The sequence below is a fragment of the Rickettsia rhipicephali str. 3-7-female6-CWPP genome, from assembly GCF_000284075.1.
Classification (GTDB): Bacteria; Pseudomonadota; Alphaproteobacteria; order Rickettsiales; family Rickettsiaceae; genus Rickettsia; species Rickettsia rickettsii.
Genome location: NC_017042.1, coordinates 38,808 through 55,818, shown reverse-complemented (window position 1 = coordinate 55,818; position 17,011 = coordinate 38,808). Strand labels below are relative to the sequence as shown.

The following is a 17,011-nucleotide window of genomic DNA, read 5'->3' as shown; positions in this document are numbered from 1 at the left end:
ACAACAAAAATGAAAAAAATATTTTTTCTAATCATTATTTATCTTTTTGTGAATTCAAGCTTGGCATTTGGGGCAGATGATAAAACAGCTATTTCGGAGCTAAAAACTTATCTACGTACGATAAAATCGGTTGCGATAGATTTTACTCAAGAAGATTCGTACAGTAAAATAGTTAAAGGAAAATTACTGATCCATAAACCTTATAATTTTAGATATAATTATTATCCTCCTTTCCCTTTAGTTATAATAGGTACTAAAAATTTCGTATCGATGTATGATTATGATATGGAGCAAGTAAGCCGTATTAATAGAAGCGAAAATACATTTAATTTTTTATTAGAAGATAATGAGCATTTTGACAAGGATTTTATTTTTGAATCGGTAATTAACGAAAGAAATATTTCTAAAATTACTATCTATCATACTCTAACGGAAAAACGTAGCGAAATTACTTTTAATAAAGCTACTCAACAAATTGAAGCATTAAAAATATTTGAAGATAATAATATAGTCACTATTACTTTTGATAAAATAGCTAAAGTACAAAAATTTTCCGATGATTTGTTTAAATTAAAAACCCCTGAAATATTCGGTCCTCCTGAAAGATTAACAAAATCGGAAATAGAAAAAAAATATATTGTTTCTTGAAAATAAACAGGTTATGTTAATTATGCTAGTAGTGGGCATTGTACCTGTTTAGTCGGTCAGGTCTGAAAGGAAGCAGCCAGAGAGGGATTCGATGGGTCATTACTAGCATTATTCTAATTTTGATGTCATTTCTACAGCAAGGCGGCTCGTTTTATGTCATTCCCGCGAAAGCGGGAATGACATAGAGAACCATGCAATAAAGCCAGTTTTTTGCTAAAATGACATAAAAAGTCTTATAACTATCGTGCTAGATATAAATTCATCAAATCAATATATTCCTTTTGCAAGGAAATATCGTCCTAGTAACTTTGCCGAGCTTCAGGGGCAAGAGGTATTAGTCAAAGTTTTAAGCTATACTATTTTAAACGATAGGCTAGCCGGAGGCTATCTTTTAACAGGTATTAGAGGAGTCGGTAAAACTACTTCCGCCCGAATTATTGCTAAAGCCGTAAACTGTTCTGCTTTAATTACCGAAAATACGACTATTAAAACATGCGAGGAATGTACGAATTGCATCAGCTTTAATAATTATAATCACCCTGATATAATCGAAATTGATGCGGCAAGTAAAACTAGCGTAGATGACATACGTAGAATTATAGAATCCGCCGAGTATAAGCCCCTACAAGGTAAGCATAAAATCTTCATTATTGATGAGGTGCATATGCTCTCTAAAGGGGCATTTAATGCACTTCTTAAGACACTGGAAGAACCACCACCTCATATAATATTTATCCTTGCAACGACGGAAGTACAAAAGATACCTGCAACTATTATCTCAAGATGTCAACGTTATGATTTAAGGCGGTTGAGTTTTGAAGAGATTTTTAAGCTACTTGAATATATAACTAAGCAAGAAAATTTAAAAACCGATATAGAAGCATTAAGAATTATAGCTTACAAATCGGAAGGGTCGGCACGTGATGCAGTCTCTATTTTAGATCAAGCAGCTAGTATGTTGGCGAAATCTGACAATATAATTAGTCCTCAAGTAATTAATCAAATGCTTGGGCTTGTCGATAGTTCGGTTATAATAGAATTTGTCGAATGTATTATCCACAGAGAGACGGAAAAAGCTATAAATTTAATAAATAAACTTTACGGTTCTTCGGTTAATCTTGAGATTTTTATAGAATCGGCATCAGATTTTATTGCTTATCTTAATAAAGTAAAAATGTTACCTAATTATAGTTTGCCTATATATGAATCATTTAATGATAGAACTAAAAGCATATTAGATAAAACCAGCTTGCCGCACTTATCAATTTTATGGCAAATATATAATAAGGGAGTAGGGGAAATAAAAATTTCCTATAACCAACTAACAGAAACGGAAATGTTAGTTATAAAATCTATATATTCGACGTCGCTACCCTTGCTTACAGATTTTGACGGTAATAATCAAAATTTAAATCAATCAATTAATCCGGAAATAAAAAAAAAATTTGAAATTGTAGATTTTCTTGAATATTTATATAAAAATAATGAGATAGATATATATTATTTCCTGCTCAATCATACGGAACTTAAAAATCTCAGTAATAATAGATTAGAGTTCGTAAGTCTTGAAGTTACAAGCAAAATAAAAAAACAAATAGAAGATTTGTTAGCTGTTTTTACTAATGAAAAGTTTGAGATAGTAATAATAAAAGAGCAGAACAAGCAAACCTTAAAGAATCAGTTAATTGGTAAGATTGAAGCAAGTAACGATTTTGGTTTAATTAAAAAACATTTCCCAAATATAACAATTTCGGATATTTTACTTAAAAGCTAAAAATATATAGGATAGAATTATGGTAAATTTTAATCAGTTTTTAAAGCAAGCCCAATCAATGCAAAAGAAAATGCAAGAAGCTCAAGAGCAAATGGCAAATGCAAGATATACCGGTAAAGCCGGCGGCAGACTTGTTGAGGTTATTGCAACCGGTAAAGGCGAAGTTGAAAAGATTTCAATTGATGAATCTTTATTAAAAGCAGAAGAAAAAGAAATGCTTGAGGACTTAATTAAAGTTGCCTTTAATGATGCTAAACAAAAATGTGATGAAGATTCTCAAAATTCTTTATCAGGAGCCTTAAACGGTATGAGCTTACCACCAGGCTTTAAAATGCCTTTTTAACACGGCTCTTATGTCATTCTTGCAAAGGTCGTGTTGAGTGGATACAAGTCGTCATTGCACGCGAACGTTAGTGAGAGTGGCAATCTCAGGAATTCTTCCCAAGATTGCTTCGTCAATTTACTATTGTAAATTTCCTCGCAATGACGGAAAAACTGCTCCACGCAACAACATCTTTAGTCGCTTAGCTCATGACGATTTGGTATCCATATTTATTCACAAAATAGCATTAAACAAATTGATTTTGAAATCGTTTTCGTCATATTTAGATTTATACATAAAACCCCTTTTATTTAAAAAAGGCATGTTAGCACTTTTTGATATAAAGGTCAAGAAATAATTAATAATTTAACTATTTCTTAATAAAAAGGAAATTTGTAAAAAATAGACATCTTTCCAAAGCAGTTTATAGAGAGGAATTTAAAGGATACACGGAAGCACTTGCCGCTGCAGCATATATAGACATACGTGAAGATTAGGGATTAGGATCGACGTACAAATTGCCTTTAGAAGCAAGTTATGCAGGAAGTCTAATAATTCAAGATCAATAAATCCTTATCAATCCTGAAACCTTTGAAACGCTCAAGTAGCGACATACCAAGAAGCGAAATATCAAGGTCACCAAGACCTACATGTCCTTTGATGTTCTTAAATGCCGTACCGATTACTACACTATTTAAGGTTATAGGAGCGGCTTTATTTTCGCCGTTAGCTGTTAGATAAGTTCTAGTATATTTTAATTTAGTTAAGTCAAAGCCTAATTTTTGAGCATCTTCTTTAGTTAAAGCTATATCACTTGCCCCTGTATCTACCATAAATTTTATTTTAACGTTATTTACAAAAGCATTGATATAAAAATGCCCGTCTCTGCTACGGGCTATAATAATTTCTCCGACTTCAGTAGACCATTTATATGATGGAATTAAAGCAGACATTACTCTATGATAAGCGTAGTTCAGCTCAAACCTAAAAGCATAACCGGTTATTATAACTAAGAAAATTGCTGCCCACATTGCTAATTGCAAACAAAATCTGCGTATTTCATTTTGGCTAATAGTACTGTAAATTATACTAAATAATATTAATAATGACGCACAAAAACTCCCTATATTTTGTGGTGCTTTAAAAAATTTTGGATAATGTTGATTGATATATTTGTATAATAAACCGGTTACAATTACGGTGCTGCAAATGATAAAAATAAGTTTTATGAGTTTTTTATTCATATAATATACTACAAGTAAATAAAAAATAGGTATACGAAGTTCTATCTGAGTATATAATTTTAATCTATATAATCAAACCAAAGTCCCAGCCCATTTTTAAGTGGAAAACTACCTTTTTGGTTCACTAGAATAATAATTCCAAGTTCTTCTGACGGTATAAAGCCAATAAAAGAATTAATACCGTTAATATAGCCTGAGTGAAAAATTAAATCCTTGAGCGTCCTTTTACTTTAAGAATACGCCATCCAAGAGCATAATATGACTCAATCATTTTTTGATCAATAGACCAAATCGGTTGCCATTTAAATCCAAAAACATCTTTGTTTGATTTTACTATTTTATACAGCGGTAATATTTGTATATCTTGCGTTTTAAGCGTTGTACGCAAATTATCTATTGCAGCATTTAAACTTGATTTTTTACAATTTAAAGCTTCTTCAAGTAAACTAAAAACGATGTTACTATACTTATATAGCATTGCCCGGGTTTACAACTAGCTTGTTGTTTTTTTAGCAACGTTAAAAGCTTTGAGCGATTCATTACTTGCTCAATTTCAATATTTCCTGAGAATTGATAACCTGTTGTATGGCTTAAAATATTATTAAGACTAATAGCATTTTTTAGGTATGGTAATTTGAACTTTTCGTCAAAATCTAAACTTTCTTGATCTACCATTAATGCAATTGCCGTTGCTGAAACAGCTTTTGAAACCGATGCTAAAGGAAATAAAGTTTTATCCGTAATAACTCCACTATTACCTTTCTGATTTCCAAACGTTGTTTTATAAATAACTTCACCTTTGTATAGAATTGTAATTGCTCCTCCTTGTAATTCGTCTTTTTGCAATTCAAGCTTTTTAGTTTTTACGGTAATTCTACTCGTGTCTGTACCAAAACTGTACGATGTGATAATAGTAACATTATACTAAAAAATAGGATAAGCTTTTTATTCATATGGCGATATTATTTATTGATTCTATATGTCATTCCTACGAAAGCAGGAATCCATCTTTCTAAACAAATTATATACTAAATTTTTATATGATTTTTTTTATTTTTACCATTTTTTACTGGATTCCCGCTCTCGCAGGAATGACAAAAGCTACTTTTAACCGCTATTGCCTTTTCTTTATCTTTTAATCTAATAAGTAGCAAGCTCTAATAAATATTTGTCATCCTAAAGCTTCAATAATTTGCTCATATAATTCAGCCGGAATTTAGATAAGCAGTCGGTTTATTATGATTTAATAAGGCAACAGGCTCACCACTTGTCTTATCCAATAATGCAGTAGTGCTTTTTTTAATTCTGATATACTAACTGCTAGATTTGCATAAATATGTTCCATTATTGACTCCAAGTAAACGAAGAAAGTTATACGAAGATCAACTTGGAAAAGAGCAAGGAGTCTGCAAGACTAGGAGCGGAGCGTATACTTAATACGTGGCTACCTGCGAACTTATTTAGACGACGTAGCCAATTTTTCAAGTTCATCGAGTATACCTATAATTAATACTAAATTAAATACTAATTATAGGCTATAATTTTATCTTTATCAAGAAAATCACATTAAATCGCCGATATTCTCTAAAAACAACCTAGCTCGATGCGATGCCGGTTTATTAAAAAAATCCTCGGCAGGTTGATTTGCTAAAATCTGTCCTTGATCCATAAAAATAACACGATCCGCTATTAATTTTGCAAACTTCAAATGGTGCGTGACCACTACCATGCTCATTTGATCTTTTAATAAATTTATATTCTCTATAACATCTTTAATATTTTCAGGATCGAGTGCCGAAGTCGGTTCGTCGAATAACAAAATTTCCGGCTTCATCATTAAAGCCCTTGCTATTGCGGTACGTTGCTTTTGCCCTCCTGATAGGCTTGCCGGATATGAGTCAAATTTTTGTGTTAGCTTAAATTTTGCAAGCAATTCCTTTGCCATAGAAATTGCTTGTTCTTTTGGCAAAATTAAAACATTTACCGGCGTATAGATTAGGTTTTCTCCTACCGTTAAATGCGGGAATAGATTAAAATTTTGAAAAACCATACCAACTTTTAAACAAAGCTTTCTTCTATCTTTAAGCAGTAGCTTCTTCCTGTCTACCAAAAAAGTACCGCTACTTGGTTCTTCTAAATTATTTAAAATTCTAAGCAGAGTAGTTTTACCGCTTCCCGAAGGACCGATTATTACAGTAGTTTCCTTGGTAGTAAAACTTAAATCAATATTCTTAATTGCGTAATTCTTGCCATAACGCTTACAAACTTTTTCTAAAATAATCATAAACTAGACCGTAAATTTATAACCGTCATAAAGCGGCTTAACGTTATTTGGAAGCATTTTCGTAATCTCATGATAATCTATCGTGTGTCTCATATTGGTTAATAATATCTGCTCAGGTTTATATTTTTCACGCCATTCTAGAACTTTATCAAGTCCTGCATGATTCGGATTTGATTTATAATCCATACAATCTAATATCCATATTTTTATATCTTTTAAAAATTTATCTGATTCAGGAGGAAAATCGATTACATCGGGCGAATAAACGAAATCACCTATACGTAAGCCCAAGCTATCTATAGGACCGTGATGCTGTCTAAAAAATTGTATTTCTATAGTATTAATCTTAATTTTATCAAAAAAACTAACAGATTGAGTTGTGAACAGTCGCCCAAGCTTAAATAACTTATTGTTAAATAGATAATCAAATTTTGTATGGAGCTTTGCCGTACTATCGTGATCTGTATAGATTTCAAATGGCTTGCCTTGCATAAAAGTAAATACTCGTAAATCATCGATACCGTTAACGTGATCGGAATGATAATGTGTTAATATAGCACAATCGAGCTTATTTATCTTTTCTCGTAATAGTTGATTTCTAATATCAAAACCGAAATCAACTAATATTTGACTATTTTCATCGTTAATATATATTGCTGATCTAGTCCTTTTATTGTACTTTGAAGGAGATGTGCAAGTACTACAATCGCACCTGATCACCGGTACGCCTATAGATGCTCCACACCCAAGTATTGTTACTTGTAACATAAATATTTAAAATAATGTTTGAAGTTTTTTATAATTTTTGCGGCTTAAATCAAGAAATATTCTTATTTTTGAATAAAATTACTAATATCGGCTTTATACCTTATTTTTTTAAAATAATTTCGTTTTGTTTTAATATCGCTAATTTCGCCTTAATATATATTTTATACCGTATATATTTTTATATTCAATTAAAGAAAACCAAAAATGATAAGAAGCGGCAAAATAAATTCTGGCACGATTATAATAAGTTAGTTGAAATCGGTATAATATACGGGGTATTCGGTTTAATTTTTACCGCTCTTAAATTTTCAGTTAATTTCCCTCGCCCTTATTGCAGTCTTCCTGTAGATAGTTTCATGACCATAATAAATACTGCAAACGAAAGATGCTTTTCAAGCTTTCCAAGCAGCCACGCAGCTCTTAGTGTGTTAGTAACGTATTTTGCTTGGAATTATATAAAATTACCATTAAAAATCTTAATGATTTGTGTTATTATGCTCGTGTCTTTATCTCGCATAAGCCTTGCTATGCATTACCCAAGTGATATAATCTACGGCATTATTATTGCATTTATAACAATACTGATAGGTAAGTTAATTTATCGCATCTTTGCAAATCATATAATAAGAAAGATCGGGGATTTTCTATTAATGAGGCAGTAATTAAGAAAAAACATATAAAAAACTTGTTTTTTAATCTTGAAAGTTTTTAATATGCGCGCTACAATGTGGCTACATTATTGAAAGAAGATTTTTATGTCTGCTGATTCTATTGTGCGAGCCCGTATTAATGAAGACGTGAAAGAAGAAGCAGCTTTAGTGCTTGCTGCTATGGGACTTACTTTATCTGATGCTGTTCGTATGCTGTTATTTCGTGTTGCTCGTGAAAAAGCATTGCCGTTTGAGCCACTTATCCCAAATGATGAAACAATTAAAGCTATGAAAGCTGCAAGAAGCGGCAAATTAGTTCATGTTGGTAATATCAATAATTTGTTATCTGATTTAAATGAGAACGATTAAACGTACTGCACAGTTTAAACGTGAAAAACGTAGAAAACATGGAATAAATTTGGATGATATTTTACTGAAAGCAGTTAGGTACTTGGTTGCTGATATAATATGACCTATACATATGAGAGACCATGCCCTTATAGGTAATTGGAAAGATTGTAGAGATTGTCATATTAAACCGGATTTAGTATTAATTTATAGAAAACCCGATGCTGACACATTGGAGTTAATACGATTAGGTTCACACAGTGCACTTGGTTTTTAATTATTTTGAAATGAACCGGGAACGAGTTCCTACAAAACCCATCTAACCATCCATAGTACTGGACAGTTTTTGAAAAGCGTTTGATGTCGCTCCTAGCTAAAAACGAGAATGACATCAAAAAACCAAACAAACATTATGATGCTACTATACCGAAAATACTTTATAAAAAATATCTTACCGCTGCTTATAGTCGTTACTTTTTCAGTGACTAGTATAGTATGGATAACGCAAATATTAAAACTTTTATATTTATTTGATAAAGGTATAAAAGTTATGGACTTCTTCAGTTTAATAGTTTTAGTACTTCCTACTTTATTATTTATTCTGTTACCGGTAATAACGGTTATTACCGTGATTTATATATATAATAATTTAAAAGTCGAGCGACAATTAATTATATTACAAGCTTCAGGAGTTAATAATGTACAGCTAGCACTGCCTGCTTTATATGTCGCATTAATAGTTATGCTACTTGCTTATTATATATCTTCTACCATCCTGCCGTTATCTCATATAAACTTAAAATCACGTTTAAACTTTATAAAGAATAATTATATCTCAAGTATGATTGAAGAGAAAACTTTTAATAAAGTAACGAAAGATATCACTGTTTTTATAGATAAAAAATCAGCAGGAAATATTATGAATGGCGTAATAATATTTGATAATCGCAACGCTGATAACCCATCAGTAGTATTTGCGGGTTCAGGTACTCTTAATATATATGATAATAGCCCGATTTTTGAACTTAATAAAGGCATAAGACAAGAATATGACGTAAATGGTAATTTAACTCAGTTAACTTTCGATTCTTTAATGATAAAACTGCAAAATGATAATCCTTTAATATCGCAAAGAACTAAACATAATAAAGAAGCAAACGAATATTATATAAGCGAATTACTTGCCCCTCCTCATGATTTAGCTATTACTAAAAAAATTAAATTAATTGCTGAAGCACATCAAAGAATAATTTGGCCTTTATACAGTTTTGTATTACCTTTTGTAACACTTGCAGTTTTTTTGAGATATCCTTATAGCAAAAAAACAACTTTTATGCCGGTATTATTTTCTGCCTTAACAGTATTGCTAGTTACTTCAATTCATTTTATATTACAAAATTTTGCTTCAAAAAGTCTAGATTTTATTTTTGCTTGTTATTTCAATTTGGTTATTGCTTTAACGATCGGATTATATTTATTTGTACGTAAAAGAATATAAATTTATTAGACTACTTTACTCCAAGCTCCACGAGGATTTTGAGTAAAACAATCTATTTTGTTTTCCTGTCCGGTAAATTTATTTATTTTAACTGTTAATTCTTTTAAATCTTCCGGTAAATCGGTTATTATAATTATCCTTTTGAAAACTCTTATATACTCTTTTGCTTGTAAAATTTTTCCTATATCTGTAGGCGAAATAATAACAAGCACACTAGCATTATTAGGATTTTGTAACTCATCGGTAATATAAATCGGCTGTTTTTCAGGCTGCGGATCAAGTTTACTACCGTGAGGTATAAATTGCTTACGTGAATAAGTCCAAAGATTTTTATTGAGCATTTCTTGTTGATCTGCATCTGCAGTTAATATCACGCTTTTAAGATCAGAGTAATAGCATTTTTCTATCAGAAGCAATATTGATTTTAGAAGCAATTCATCGCTTGTTTGATAAATACTAAATTGCTGCATAAAAATTTTATGTTATTTTTTATGAGAAAATTTAAGTGGTACGGATGAAGGGACTTGAACCCCCACGCCTCGCGGCACAAGAACCTAAATCTTGCATGTCTACCAGTTCCATCACATCCGCGTATGGTAATGCCATTCCTGCCTCTGCGGGAATGACATTAAAGTATTTCCATCAAAAAGTTATAATACACATCGTATAATTTTTGTAAATCGCTAATTTTTGTGTATTCGTTTATTTTATGTGCCGTTTCGGATAATAAACCAAACTCTACTAACGGACAATAATTTTTGACGAATCTTGCATCCGACGTACCGCCGCTTGTAGAGAATTCAGGCTTTATTTTAAGCGTATGCTCTACTACTTTAGCAAATTCTTTTATTTTATCGCTAGGGTTCTGAATAAAACTTTCAGCAGAACTACTATATTCTAACTTATAATCTACTTTATATTCTTTACAATGCTGTTTAATAATTTCTTCTACCTGTTTTGCTAAAGTTTCTGCACTATGTAAATTATTAAAACGTATATTGAAAGATGCTTCCGTACTTGCCGGAATTACGTTTGAAGTATTATTACTGACCTCGATATTCGTTACTTCAAGATTTGAACGTTGAAAAAATTCAATACCTTCATCAAGTTTTATATTTGTTAACTCATTCAATATTATTATTAAGCAAGGCAATGGGTTATTTGCTTTATGAGGATAGGCTACATGCCCGCTTAAGCCTTCTATATTTAATTTAAAGTTAACACTTCCTCTTCTGCCAATCTTAATTGCATCGCCTATTTCTTTTTCACAAGTAGGTTCACCGACAATAGCAAAATTTATCTTATATCCTTGATCATAAATATATTGCAGCATTTCTTTAGTACCATGCTTTGCTTTTCCCTCTTCATCACTAGTAAGTAAGAAACTAATGGAACCTTTAAAATCGGTATTATTTTTTATAAAATCTAAACTGGCAGCTAGAAAGCACGCTATAGCCCCTTTCATATCCACCGCACCTCTGCCATATATCTTACCGTCTTGCTGGCTAGCTTTAAATGGACTCGCATTATGCCAAAGCTCATGATTGCCTGCCAGCACTACATCTACATGACCAACAAAGCAAATATTAGGCTCATTGCTACCGAAAACAGCATAAAGATTAGTGACTTGCTCGCTTTTAGAATCACCGAATATTTTTATTTCGGTCTTAAAGCCGTGCTGTTTAAGCAAATCATCAATATACTCAATAGCCCCATCGCTCTTAGGAGTTACAGACTTAAAACCAATCAAATCTTTTAAGTAGTTAATGTACATCAATTATTGCCAAAGAGAATTTAATGTGGTTTTTAGTTTGTTTTCAAATTGTTTTATATAGTTTTTAAGGTTGTCAATCTCACTTTGATTATTATCAAACTCTGTTACTATTTTTTGCTGTTCTTCAAGAGGCGGGATAGGAATTTGTAAATCCTCTAAATCTTTCAAATAAACGTGAGGTTGACCTGATGATCCAGCTTGCTTTTGGTATATTATATTTTGCTGAGATTTTAAAATATAATATAGATATTTAGTTAACAATAGTTTTTCATTAATTGAATAGATTACGTTACAATCTGAAGCCCACATTGGCGAATTATGATACCAAATATATCCAGCATATGCTCCCGATGAAGAAATAGTGATTATGTTATCGTTAAAATTATATTGATTATGTGAATAAGGACTAACCCGACCAGCTGCTATTACTGGAATATCCCCCTTAATTGCAATATTAATGTTAATCATTTTACCTTTTTTACCTACTATTAACGTTGTATACTCCTTATGCTCAAGAGATAAAATATTACTTTTTAATTTATTGATAACGATATCGCCAAATTTAACAATTTCTCATTGTTTATTTATTTCCAAATAAAAGGATGCCTCAATTATCTATTATCTGTTTTGCCCCCTCTATTATCTTTTGATAGCTATTCAATTCTTCAATAATTTCCTGTTGTTGTTCTAGAGACGGAAGAGGAATATAAATTGAGTTTATATGTTCTCTATTTAAACCAGGCTGAGCACTTTTATTATAAGCTAAGTTCTTAATTTGATTTTGAATTATATCGCTATTTAAACAATAAAATAAATAAGATTGATGTATAAATATTCGTTTTCCCTCTAAAAATATAAACATGTTCATTAATCATTACTTCTATTTGTGGTAAAATTTTATCATCTACAAAACACACTTTACCCGTTAATGCTCCGTCTTTACACATTAAAATATCATTGTTTTTCACCAATCCTTTTTTAGCTATTTGATAAAAATCGAGATCTATAAAAGGAATTTTAGATAAATTTAATTTTTCATCCTCGCCTGTTTAAATCATTTATACCGACAATCTTTCTTTTTTTATTGTCTAGAGTAACGCCGATATTCTTAACCCCAATATTCTTTTTGATTATTCGGTTTATGTACATCGATAAAATAAAGTATTGACGTTTTTACTCCTGTATAAGGTAAAAAAGTACTTTGCGGTAGAGAGATAATGAGTTGCAGCTTTGCTTTTGACAGTAAAAATTGACGAACAGCAGCGGTGTCTTTTCTGAATAAGAACCCTTCAGGTACTACCAATGCCGTTATAATAAAGAGGAGTTATATGATTTTCTGTTATAGTTTTGCCGTTTTTGCTAGTTTTTTTAGTGATAGTTTGAGAAAATGGCAATTAGTAACAATTACATCAAACTTTAACTGCTGATCAGTTAAGGGTTTAACATCATTAGGGTTCTCAAGACTATTTATTTGCTGAATTCCGCTATGTCTGTCACCATGCAAAATCATATTCATCTTAGCGATTCTAGCGGTTTTGGTTAACTCTCGCCCATATTAAATCTTCATCGGTATTAATTATATTATTTTCTTTGATATAATTAAAAGCTTCAGTTAAGAACCCACCGGTATCGCAAGAGGATCAATTGCATCGATAATGTGGCGGAGAGTAATGGAATTGCCTAGAGAAATAGGCGTAAAAACATCACCACCGTATTTGTTCTTAATTTGTTCTATAACATAGCTATTAATGTAACCGATAATATCATCGTTTGATTGTGCTTTGATATTATTCCACCAAGATTTTTCGTTGTTTTCGCTTAATAATTTTAAGAATAATATATTTGCAAATTCGCTAAATCTTTCTATTTCTGCTCGGAGCCCTTCACTTCTTAAAAGATTACTCAAGTTTTTAAATATCGATATTAATTCTTCACGTGATACTTTAATTTCTTTCGGTATTAGTCCAAGCTTCATTACTGCTTGCTTCTAAAAAAGCTAATAATTCTTTTTCATGTAGTAATTCCCTTACTTCATCACCGTTTAATAAGCTCTTTATTATTAGCAACAAAACGAGCTTCGCAGTAAGCTCCATTCATTGCGAACACTATAGGTACATCAAACAATTTTGCATATTCCGTTGCTTGATCTAAAGCTTGCCTTAAATCCACTCCTGTTTTTTGCTTCTATTATTGCAATAGGTTTATTATTATTACTTTCATATAAGATATAATCCGGTCTTTTTCCGTTTAATCTTGTCTGTTCTGTTTTTGATTTTGGTTTTTGAAAATAAACATTCTTTTTAGTATCATTATCCTATATGCCATCCCTTATTTACAAGGTTATTGCTGATAATCCATTCGGTTTGCTGTTCTGTTAACATAAGAATTGCTTAGATATTTTTTTTGTAATTAATAATTATATCTTCTTACACTTATTATTATACAAGCTTATAAAAGTACAAAAAACAACTTTTTATCTCACTAAAAAATAAATTATTGCTATGGATTTATATAGATTTTTGACTTTCTTAATAAATTTAAATAACGTATTATTATGAGCTTGTTATAACTAATATTAAAATCATGAGTATAAATAACCAGTTAAGAGAATTAATTAAATCAGGTACTTTTGCCGGTATATTATTAATTATTGCTTTTACCTTAGCAATAATTGTCAGCAATAACATTTTCCTAACAAAATATTATTCTTCTTTTATTTACAGTAAATTTTCTTTAACAATAGGAAATGTACGTTTACAAACAACTTTTATAGATTTAGTTAATGACGGCCTCATGACTTTCTTCTTTTTATTAATAGGTTTAGAGATGAAATTTCACCTAGTAGAAGGTGAACATAAAAATAAAAAAAAACTAATATTACCTGCTGCGGCAGCCCTTGGAGGTGTGGTAGTTCCTGTCTTAATATACATGTTTTTTAATTACGATAAACCGAGATTAATAAAAGGATGGGCTATTCCTATCGCAACTGATACTGCTTTTGTCCTTGGTATTTTATCTTTTTTCAGCCGACATATATCTTTAGAATTACGAGCTTTTATTATAGGTTTCTCATTAATTGACGATGCTTTTGCGTTAATTATACTAGCCTTGTTTTATACTAAAACAATCAATACTCCGGCATTATTAATTTCCTCTGTAATTATATTCATCTTGTTTATATTGAATTATCGACAAGTTAAACAATTATTTTATTATATAATTGTAGGTTTATTATTATGGATTAGTATGGTGGAGTCAGGTATTCACGGTACTTTATGCGGAGCCATTATAGCACTTTTTATACCTGTTAATATAAAAGGAGCATTTAACACTTCTTTTAAAAAACTTGAAAACTTAACTCGTCCTTTTGTAAATTACTTTATTTTACCGCTTTTTGTATTTATGAATTCCGGTATCCTTTTAGAATATTTTGCATTTAAAGGCACTTGTTCCAACTCAATACTTGCTTTAATTTATGGGATAATATTTGGTTTATTTGTAGGTAAGCAATTAGGTATTATGCTATTTTCATATCCATTTGTAAAATTTAAACTCTGTAATTTACCAAGTGATACTTCATGGTTAAAATTTTATTCTATAGCTATACTTGGAGGGATTGGATTTACCCTAAGTTTATTTATAGGTAGTATTACGTTTGAGAGCAGCTGCCCTTCAAACTCTATGAGAGCTTCAGTAATAATAGGCTCTTTAATTTCTGCATTATTTGGCATAGCCGTTCTAAAATATTGTACTGGAAAAGAGTAAAGGAGCAAATTAAACGAGTATACTCATTAAATAACGATGATAGGATTTTAATAACACATCATATTTTTGTTTGGAAAAAACAGGATATGGTACTATATAGATAGTATGAGAAGAATGAATCACTTTTTCAAGCTTATTTAGCATAAAAGGCATATTATAATTATGCTCTACTAAAATTATTGAAGTAAGATTGTAAGTTACAATAAAATCAACCGCTTTCTTAATATTATCTTCTTCAGACATTATTTTATTCGGAGCAAGTATTACCTGCTGTTCTATAACATTACGTTCCTTTAACAAATTTTTTAATTGCTCTGTAGATTCTATACCAGTAATAAATAATATAGGTGCATAGCCTGCCTTAAGCAAAGCACTACCGGTTTCAATTTTATGTCCTCCTCCTGCAAATACTATTATTGCATTAGTGGTATTACTATTAAGCTTATAAGAATTTATTAAATATAAATAATAACCAAAACCACCGACCCAAAGAGCAAAAATTGTGAGTAAAAATTTTCTGATCATTTAAATATTTTATTAAATTCAGTTTGAATAATTTTATCAAATTCAGACATTTCAACATGAATCCCTAACTGATTTAAAGATGTTACTAAAGAATTTTCAAGTCCACAAGGAATAATCCCACTAAACTTACTTAAATCTGTTGAAATATTTATAGCTACACCGTGATATGTAACCCATTTTCTTACTCTAACACCTATTGCAGCAATTTTAGCAAATTCATCTTTCCTTACTTTTACCCAAATTCCTACTTTATCTTTAATAATATATGCTTTAATTCCAAAATAATTTAAGCTATTGATAATCCATTCTTCAAGCATTTCTATATATAGTTTTAAATCTTTGTGTCGATTTGGTGAAGCTAAATTAAGAATTGGATAAATAACACGCTGACCCGGTCCATGAAAAGTAAATTTACCGCCACGTCCTGTGTAAATGACCGGAATATCACCGTAATTTAATAATTCTTCTTGTTTATAATTAGTACCGGCTGTATATACTTCCGAATGTTCAACTAAATAAATAATTTCCGGCTCATGATCACTAATTACTTTGTTAACGTAATCTTCCATTAATTTCAAAGTAACTTGATAATTCGCAAAATCCGGTATAGTTATAAATCTTATCATATTAATTCAGGTGTATATTTCAATATTAATGCATCTAAAATTGCTATGGTTTCAGCATCCAAATCGCCGGAAAAATTACTAGGACGAAAATGCATTTGAAACGAAATTATAATATCTTTCATTTTAGAGTCTAAAATTCCGGTAACTTCAAGTTTATAACCGTATGTAATAAATTTTTGCTGAATTGCTGCAATATCGGTTATGTCGACTTGCGGCAATAGATCGTTAAACACCTGTTCATCATACCAAGCTCCAATATCGTTATCATATAATAGTTTCCAAGGAAATAGCGGGCCAGGGTCCTGTTTTCTACCTGGAGCAATATCAGAATGCCCAACCACTCTAGTAGGTTTAATATCATATCTAGCAATAATCTGTTTACACAAACTTATAACACTATTAATTTGCCTTTCCGAATAGGGTAGCCAAACTATATCATTATTTTTTGCATTTACTTCAAAAGCAGGATTTACGATTTCAATACCGATTGATGTATCATTAATACGCTCTTGACCTTGCCAGTAACTTACTCCAGCATGCCATGCTCTATCATGCTCTTCTACTAATTGAAATATATGTTCAGGGTTTTCATTGTTTATTAAATAATGGCTACTTAACTTTTCACCGGTTAAAAAATCTAAAGACTGCTTAAAATCACACTGTGTATAATGTAGCACTAGGAATTTAATACGTTTATCAAATCCCACAGCTCTATAAGATGTTTTATCGATTACTATCATAATAATTCTTGTGAAAGCTTGCTTGCATGGATCGGTAAATCGTCA

21 protein-coding genes, 1 tRNA gene, 1 other RNA gene and 3 pseudogenes are annotated in these 17,011 nt (G+C 30.9%); 9 read left to right on the top strand and 17 right to left on the bottom strand.

All coding sequences use genetic code 11. From position 1 onward, the window contains the following. Positions 1–9: 9 nt before the first annotated feature. From MCC_RS00370 to MCC_RS00360, 4 genes are all read left to right on the top strand, one after another. Positions 10–648: an outer-membrane lipoprotein carrier protein LolA gene (locus MCC_RS00370; protein WP_014408060.1), complete on the top strand. Its 639-nt coding sequence runs from the start codon at positions 10–12 to the stop codon at positions 646–648. Positions 649–668: 20 nt separating this feature from the next. Beyond that, positions 669–762, top strand: an RNA gene (ffs, locus tag MCC_RS07395) — signal recognition particle sRNA small type. 130 nt (positions 763–892) lie between these two features. Further along, positions 893–2,422, top strand: coding sequence for a DNA polymerase III subunit gamma/tau (dnaX, locus tag MCC_RS00365; RefSeq protein ID WP_014408059.1), 1,530 nt, complete (start codon positions 893–895; stop codon positions 2,420–2,422). 19 nt (positions 2,423–2,441) lie between these two features. Continuing rightward, positions 2,442–2,765, top strand: coding sequence for a YbaB/EbfC family nucleoid-associated protein (locus MCC_RS00360; protein ID WP_014366189.1), 324 nt, complete (start codon positions 2,442–2,444; stop codon positions 2,763–2,765). A gap of 527 nt (positions 2,766–3,292) precedes the next feature. Here the strand turns inward: MCC_RS00360 and MCC_RS00355 are convergent. The 6 genes and pseudogenes from MCC_RS00355 to MCC_RS00335 all read right to left on the bottom strand — a co-directional run bounded on the left by MCC_RS00355 (position 3,293) and on the right by MCC_RS00335 (position 7,040). Beyond that, positions 3,293–3,988: a TIGR02281 family clan AA aspartic protease gene (locus MCC_RS00355; RefSeq protein WP_014408058.1), complete on the bottom strand. Its 696-nt coding sequence runs from the start codon at positions 3,986–3,988 to the stop codon at positions 3,293–3,295. A 205-nt stretch (positions 3,989–4,193) separates the two neighbouring features. Further along, the gene (locus MCC_RS09785) at positions 4,194–4,466 is read right to left on the bottom strand and encodes a hypothetical protein (RefSeq protein ID WP_014408057.1); all 273 of its coding nucleotides are present in this window, start codon (positions 4,464–4,466) and stop codon (positions 4,194–4,196) included. Next, on the bottom strand, positions 4,415–4,834 hold the full coding sequence (locus MCC_RS00345) for a serine hydrolase (RefSeq protein WP_014408056.1): 420 nt from the start codon (positions 4,832–4,834) through the stop codon (positions 4,415–4,417). The genes MCC_RS09785 and MCC_RS00345 overlap by 52 nt, the downstream gene beginning before the upstream one ends. Before the next feature lie 263 nt (positions 4,835–5,097). Beyond that, positions 5,098–5,333 (bottom strand): annotated as a pseudogene (locus MCC_RS11010) (type II toxin-antitoxin system Phd/YefM family antitoxin); the annotation flags it as partial. Positions 5,334–5,549: 216 nt separating this feature from the next. Next, a complete protein-coding gene (locus tag MCC_RS00340) occupies positions 5,550–6,272 on the bottom strand; it encodes an amino acid ABC transporter ATP-binding protein (RefSeq protein ID WP_014408054.1) in 723 nt (240 codons plus the stop codon). 3 nt (positions 6,273–6,275) lie between these two features. Continuing rightward, positions 6,276–7,040, bottom strand: coding sequence for an MBL fold metallo-hydrolase (locus MCC_RS00335; RefSeq protein WP_014408053.1), 765 nt, complete (start codon positions 7,038–7,040; stop codon positions 6,276–6,278). 14 nt (positions 7,041–7,054) lie between these two features. Here MCC_RS00335 and MCC_RS00330 point away from each other — a divergent pair, with 14 nt between their 5' ends. The 4 genes from MCC_RS00330 (at position 7,055) to MCC_RS00310 (ending at position 9,536) form a co-directional block, all read left to right on the top strand. Next, positions 7,055–7,702 (top strand): phosphatase PAP2 family protein, encoded by a 648-nt coding sequence (locus tag MCC_RS00330; protein ID WP_014408052.1) that lies wholly within the window; start codon positions 7,055–7,057, stop codon positions 7,700–7,702. 93 nt (positions 7,703–7,795) lie between these two features. Beyond that, the gene (locus MCC_RS00325) at positions 7,796–8,059 is read left to right on the top strand and encodes a type II toxin-antitoxin system RelB/DinJ family antitoxin (protein WP_012151450.1); all 264 of its coding nucleotides are present in this window, start codon (positions 7,796–7,798) and stop codon (positions 8,057–8,059) included. Between the two features lie 112 nt (positions 8,060–8,171). After that, positions 8,172–8,315, top strand: a complete 144-nt coding sequence (locus MCC_RS11625) for a type II toxin-antitoxin system YafQ family toxin (protein ID WP_014408051.1) — start codon at positions 8,172–8,174, stop codon at positions 8,313–8,315. A 138-nt stretch (positions 8,316–8,453) separates the two neighbouring features. Then, entirely contained in the window at positions 8,454–9,536 is a 1,083-nt protein-coding gene (locus MCC_RS00310) for an LptF/LptG family permease (RefSeq protein ID WP_014408050.1), read from the top strand. Positions 9,537–9,541: 5 nt separating this feature from the next. Here MCC_RS00310 and MCC_RS00305 read toward each other — a convergent pair whose 3' ends face one another. From MCC_RS00305 to MCC_RS10785, 8 genes and pseudogenes are all read right to left on the bottom strand, one after another. Next, positions 9,542–10,006 carry a DNA polymerase III subunit chi gene (locus MCC_RS00305; protein ID WP_014408049.1) on the bottom strand — a complete coding sequence of 155 codons (465 nt, stop codon included), beginning with the start codon at positions 10,004–10,006 and terminating at the stop codon, positions 9,542–9,544. 36 nt (positions 10,007–10,042) lie between these two features. Further along, a tRNA-Leu gene (locus tag MCC_RS00300) sits at positions 10,043–10,127 on the bottom strand. Between the two features lie 37 nt (positions 10,128–10,164). Further along, a complete protein-coding gene (dapE, locus tag MCC_RS00295) occupies positions 10,165–11,310 on the bottom strand; it encodes a succinyl-diaminopimelate desuccinylase (protein WP_014408048.1) in 1,146 nt (381 codons plus the stop codon). Positions 11,311–11,313: 3 nt separating this feature from the next. Continuing rightward, entirely contained in the window at positions 11,314–11,778 is a 465-nt protein-coding gene (locus tag MCC_RS07380) for a restriction endonuclease subunit S (RefSeq protein ID WP_081498395.1), read from the bottom strand. A gap of 139 nt (positions 11,779–11,917) precedes the next feature. Next, a pseudogene (locus tag MCC_RS11000) lies at positions 11,918–12,278 on the bottom strand (restriction endonuclease subunit S). A 140-nt stretch (positions 12,279–12,418) separates the two neighbouring features. Further along, a pseudogene (locus MCC_RS00280) lies at positions 12,419–12,820 on the bottom strand (N-6 DNA methylase). 102 nt (positions 12,821–12,922) lie between these two features. Beyond that, the gene (locus MCC_RS00275) at positions 12,923–13,285 is read right to left on the bottom strand and encodes an SAM-dependent DNA methyltransferase (RefSeq protein WP_231288711.1); all 363 of its coding nucleotides are present in this window, start codon (positions 13,283–13,285) and stop codon (positions 12,923–12,925) included. Beyond that, positions 13,254–13,376, bottom strand: a complete 123-nt coding sequence (locus tag MCC_RS10785; RefSeq protein ID WP_269208678.1) for a hypothetical protein — start codon at positions 13,374–13,376, stop codon at positions 13,254–13,256. Before MCC_RS10785 ends, MCC_RS00275 begins: the two co-directional genes overlap by 32 nt. A gap of 517 nt (positions 13,377–13,893) precedes the next feature. On the opposite strand from MCC_RS10785, the gene nhaA reads away from it, so the two are divergent. Beyond that, the gene (gene nhaA, locus MCC_RS00265) at positions 13,894–15,075 is read left to right on the top strand and encodes a Na+/H+ antiporter NhaA (RefSeq protein WP_014408047.1); all 1,182 of its coding nucleotides are present in this window, start codon (positions 13,894–13,896) and stop codon (positions 15,073–15,075) included. 9 nt (positions 15,076–15,084) lie between these two features. Here nhaA and MCC_RS00260 read toward each other — a convergent pair whose 3' ends face one another. Genes MCC_RS00260 through MCC_RS00250 form a run of 3 tightly spaced genes read right to left on the bottom strand, consistent with a single transcriptional unit; the run spans position 15,085 to position 16,966 of the window. Continuing rightward, a complete protein-coding gene (locus tag MCC_RS00260; RefSeq protein WP_014408046.1) occupies positions 15,085–15,600 on the bottom strand; it encodes a YdcF family protein in 516 nt (171 codons plus the stop codon). After that, a complete protein-coding gene (lipB, locus tag MCC_RS00255; protein WP_014408045.1) occupies positions 15,597–16,226 on the bottom strand; it encodes a lipoyl(octanoyl) transferase LipB in 630 nt (209 codons plus the stop codon). Before lipB ends, MCC_RS00260 begins: the two co-directional genes overlap by 4 nt. Continuing rightward, positions 16,223–16,966, bottom strand: coding sequence for an N-acetylmuramoyl-L-alanine amidase (locus MCC_RS00250; protein ID WP_014408044.1), 744 nt, complete (start codon positions 16,964–16,966; stop codon positions 16,223–16,225). Before MCC_RS00250 ends, lipB begins: the two co-directional genes overlap by 4 nt. Between the last annotated feature and the right edge of the window lie 45 nt (positions 16,967–17,011).

Coding starts and splice junctions, on each gene's coding strand:
- MCC_RS00310 (WP_014408050.1), top strand. CDS start 8,454: ATGCTACTATACCGAAAATACTTTATAAAAAATATCTTACCGCTGCTT.
- MCC_RS00275 (WP_231288711.1), bottom strand. CDS start 13,285: ATGAAGCTTGGACTAATACCGAAAGAAATTAAAGTATCACGTGAAGAA.
- MCC_RS09785 (WP_014408057.1), bottom strand. CDS start 4,466: ATGCTATATAAGTATAGTAACATCGTTTTTAGTTTACTTGAAGAAGCT.
- MCC_RS00330 (WP_014408052.1), top strand. CDS start 7,055: ATGTTTGAAGTTTTTTATAATTTTTGCGGCTTAAATCAAGAAATATTC.
- MCC_RS07380 (WP_081498395.1), bottom strand. CDS start 11,778: ATGATTAACATTAATATTGCAATTAAGGGGGATATTCCAGTAATAGCA.
- MCC_RS00325 (WP_012151450.1), top strand. CDS start 7,796: ATGTCTGCTGATTCTATTGTGCGAGCCCGTATTAATGAAGACGTGAAA.
- nhaA (WP_014408047.1), top strand. CDS start 13,894: ATGAGTATAAATAACCAGTTAAGAGAATTAATTAAATCAGGTACTTTT.
- dapE (WP_014408048.1), bottom strand. CDS start 11,310: ATGTACATTAACTACTTAAAAGATTTGATTGGTTTTAAGTCTGTAACT.
- lipB (WP_014408045.1), bottom strand. CDS start 16,226: ATGATAAGATTTATAACTATACCGGATTTTGCGAATTATCAAGTTACT.
- MCC_RS00370 (WP_014408060.1), top strand. CDS start 10: ATGAAAAAAATATTTTTTCTAATCATTATTTATCTTTTTGTGAATTCA.
- MCC_RS11625 (WP_014408051.1), top strand. CDS start 8,172: ATGAGAGACCATGCCCTTATAGGTAATTGGAAAGATTGTAGAGATTGT.
- MCC_RS00340 (WP_014408054.1), bottom strand. CDS start 6,272: ATGATTATTTTAGAAAAAGTTTGTAAGCGTTATGGCAAGAATTACGCA.
- MCC_RS00360 (WP_014366189.1), top strand. CDS start 2,442: ATGGTAAATTTTAATCAGTTTTTAAAGCAAGCCCAATCAATGCAAAAG.
- MCC_RS00250 (WP_014408044.1), bottom strand. CDS start 16,966: ATGATAGTAATCGATAAAACATCTTATAGAGCTGTGGGATTTGATAAA.
- MCC_RS00305 (WP_014408049.1), bottom strand. CDS start 10,006: ATGCAGCAATTTAGTATTTATCAAACAAGCGATGAATTGCTTCTAAAA.
- MCC_RS00335 (WP_014408053.1), bottom strand. CDS start 7,040: ATGTTACAAGTAACAATACTTGGGTGTGGAGCATCTATAGGCGTACCG.
- MCC_RS00260 (WP_014408046.1), bottom strand. CDS start 15,600: ATGATCAGAAAATTTTTACTCACAATTTTTGCTCTTTGGGTCGGTGGT.
- MCC_RS00355 (WP_014408058.1), bottom strand. CDS start 3,988: ATGAATAAAAAACTCATAAAACTTATTTTTATCATTTGCAGCACCGTA.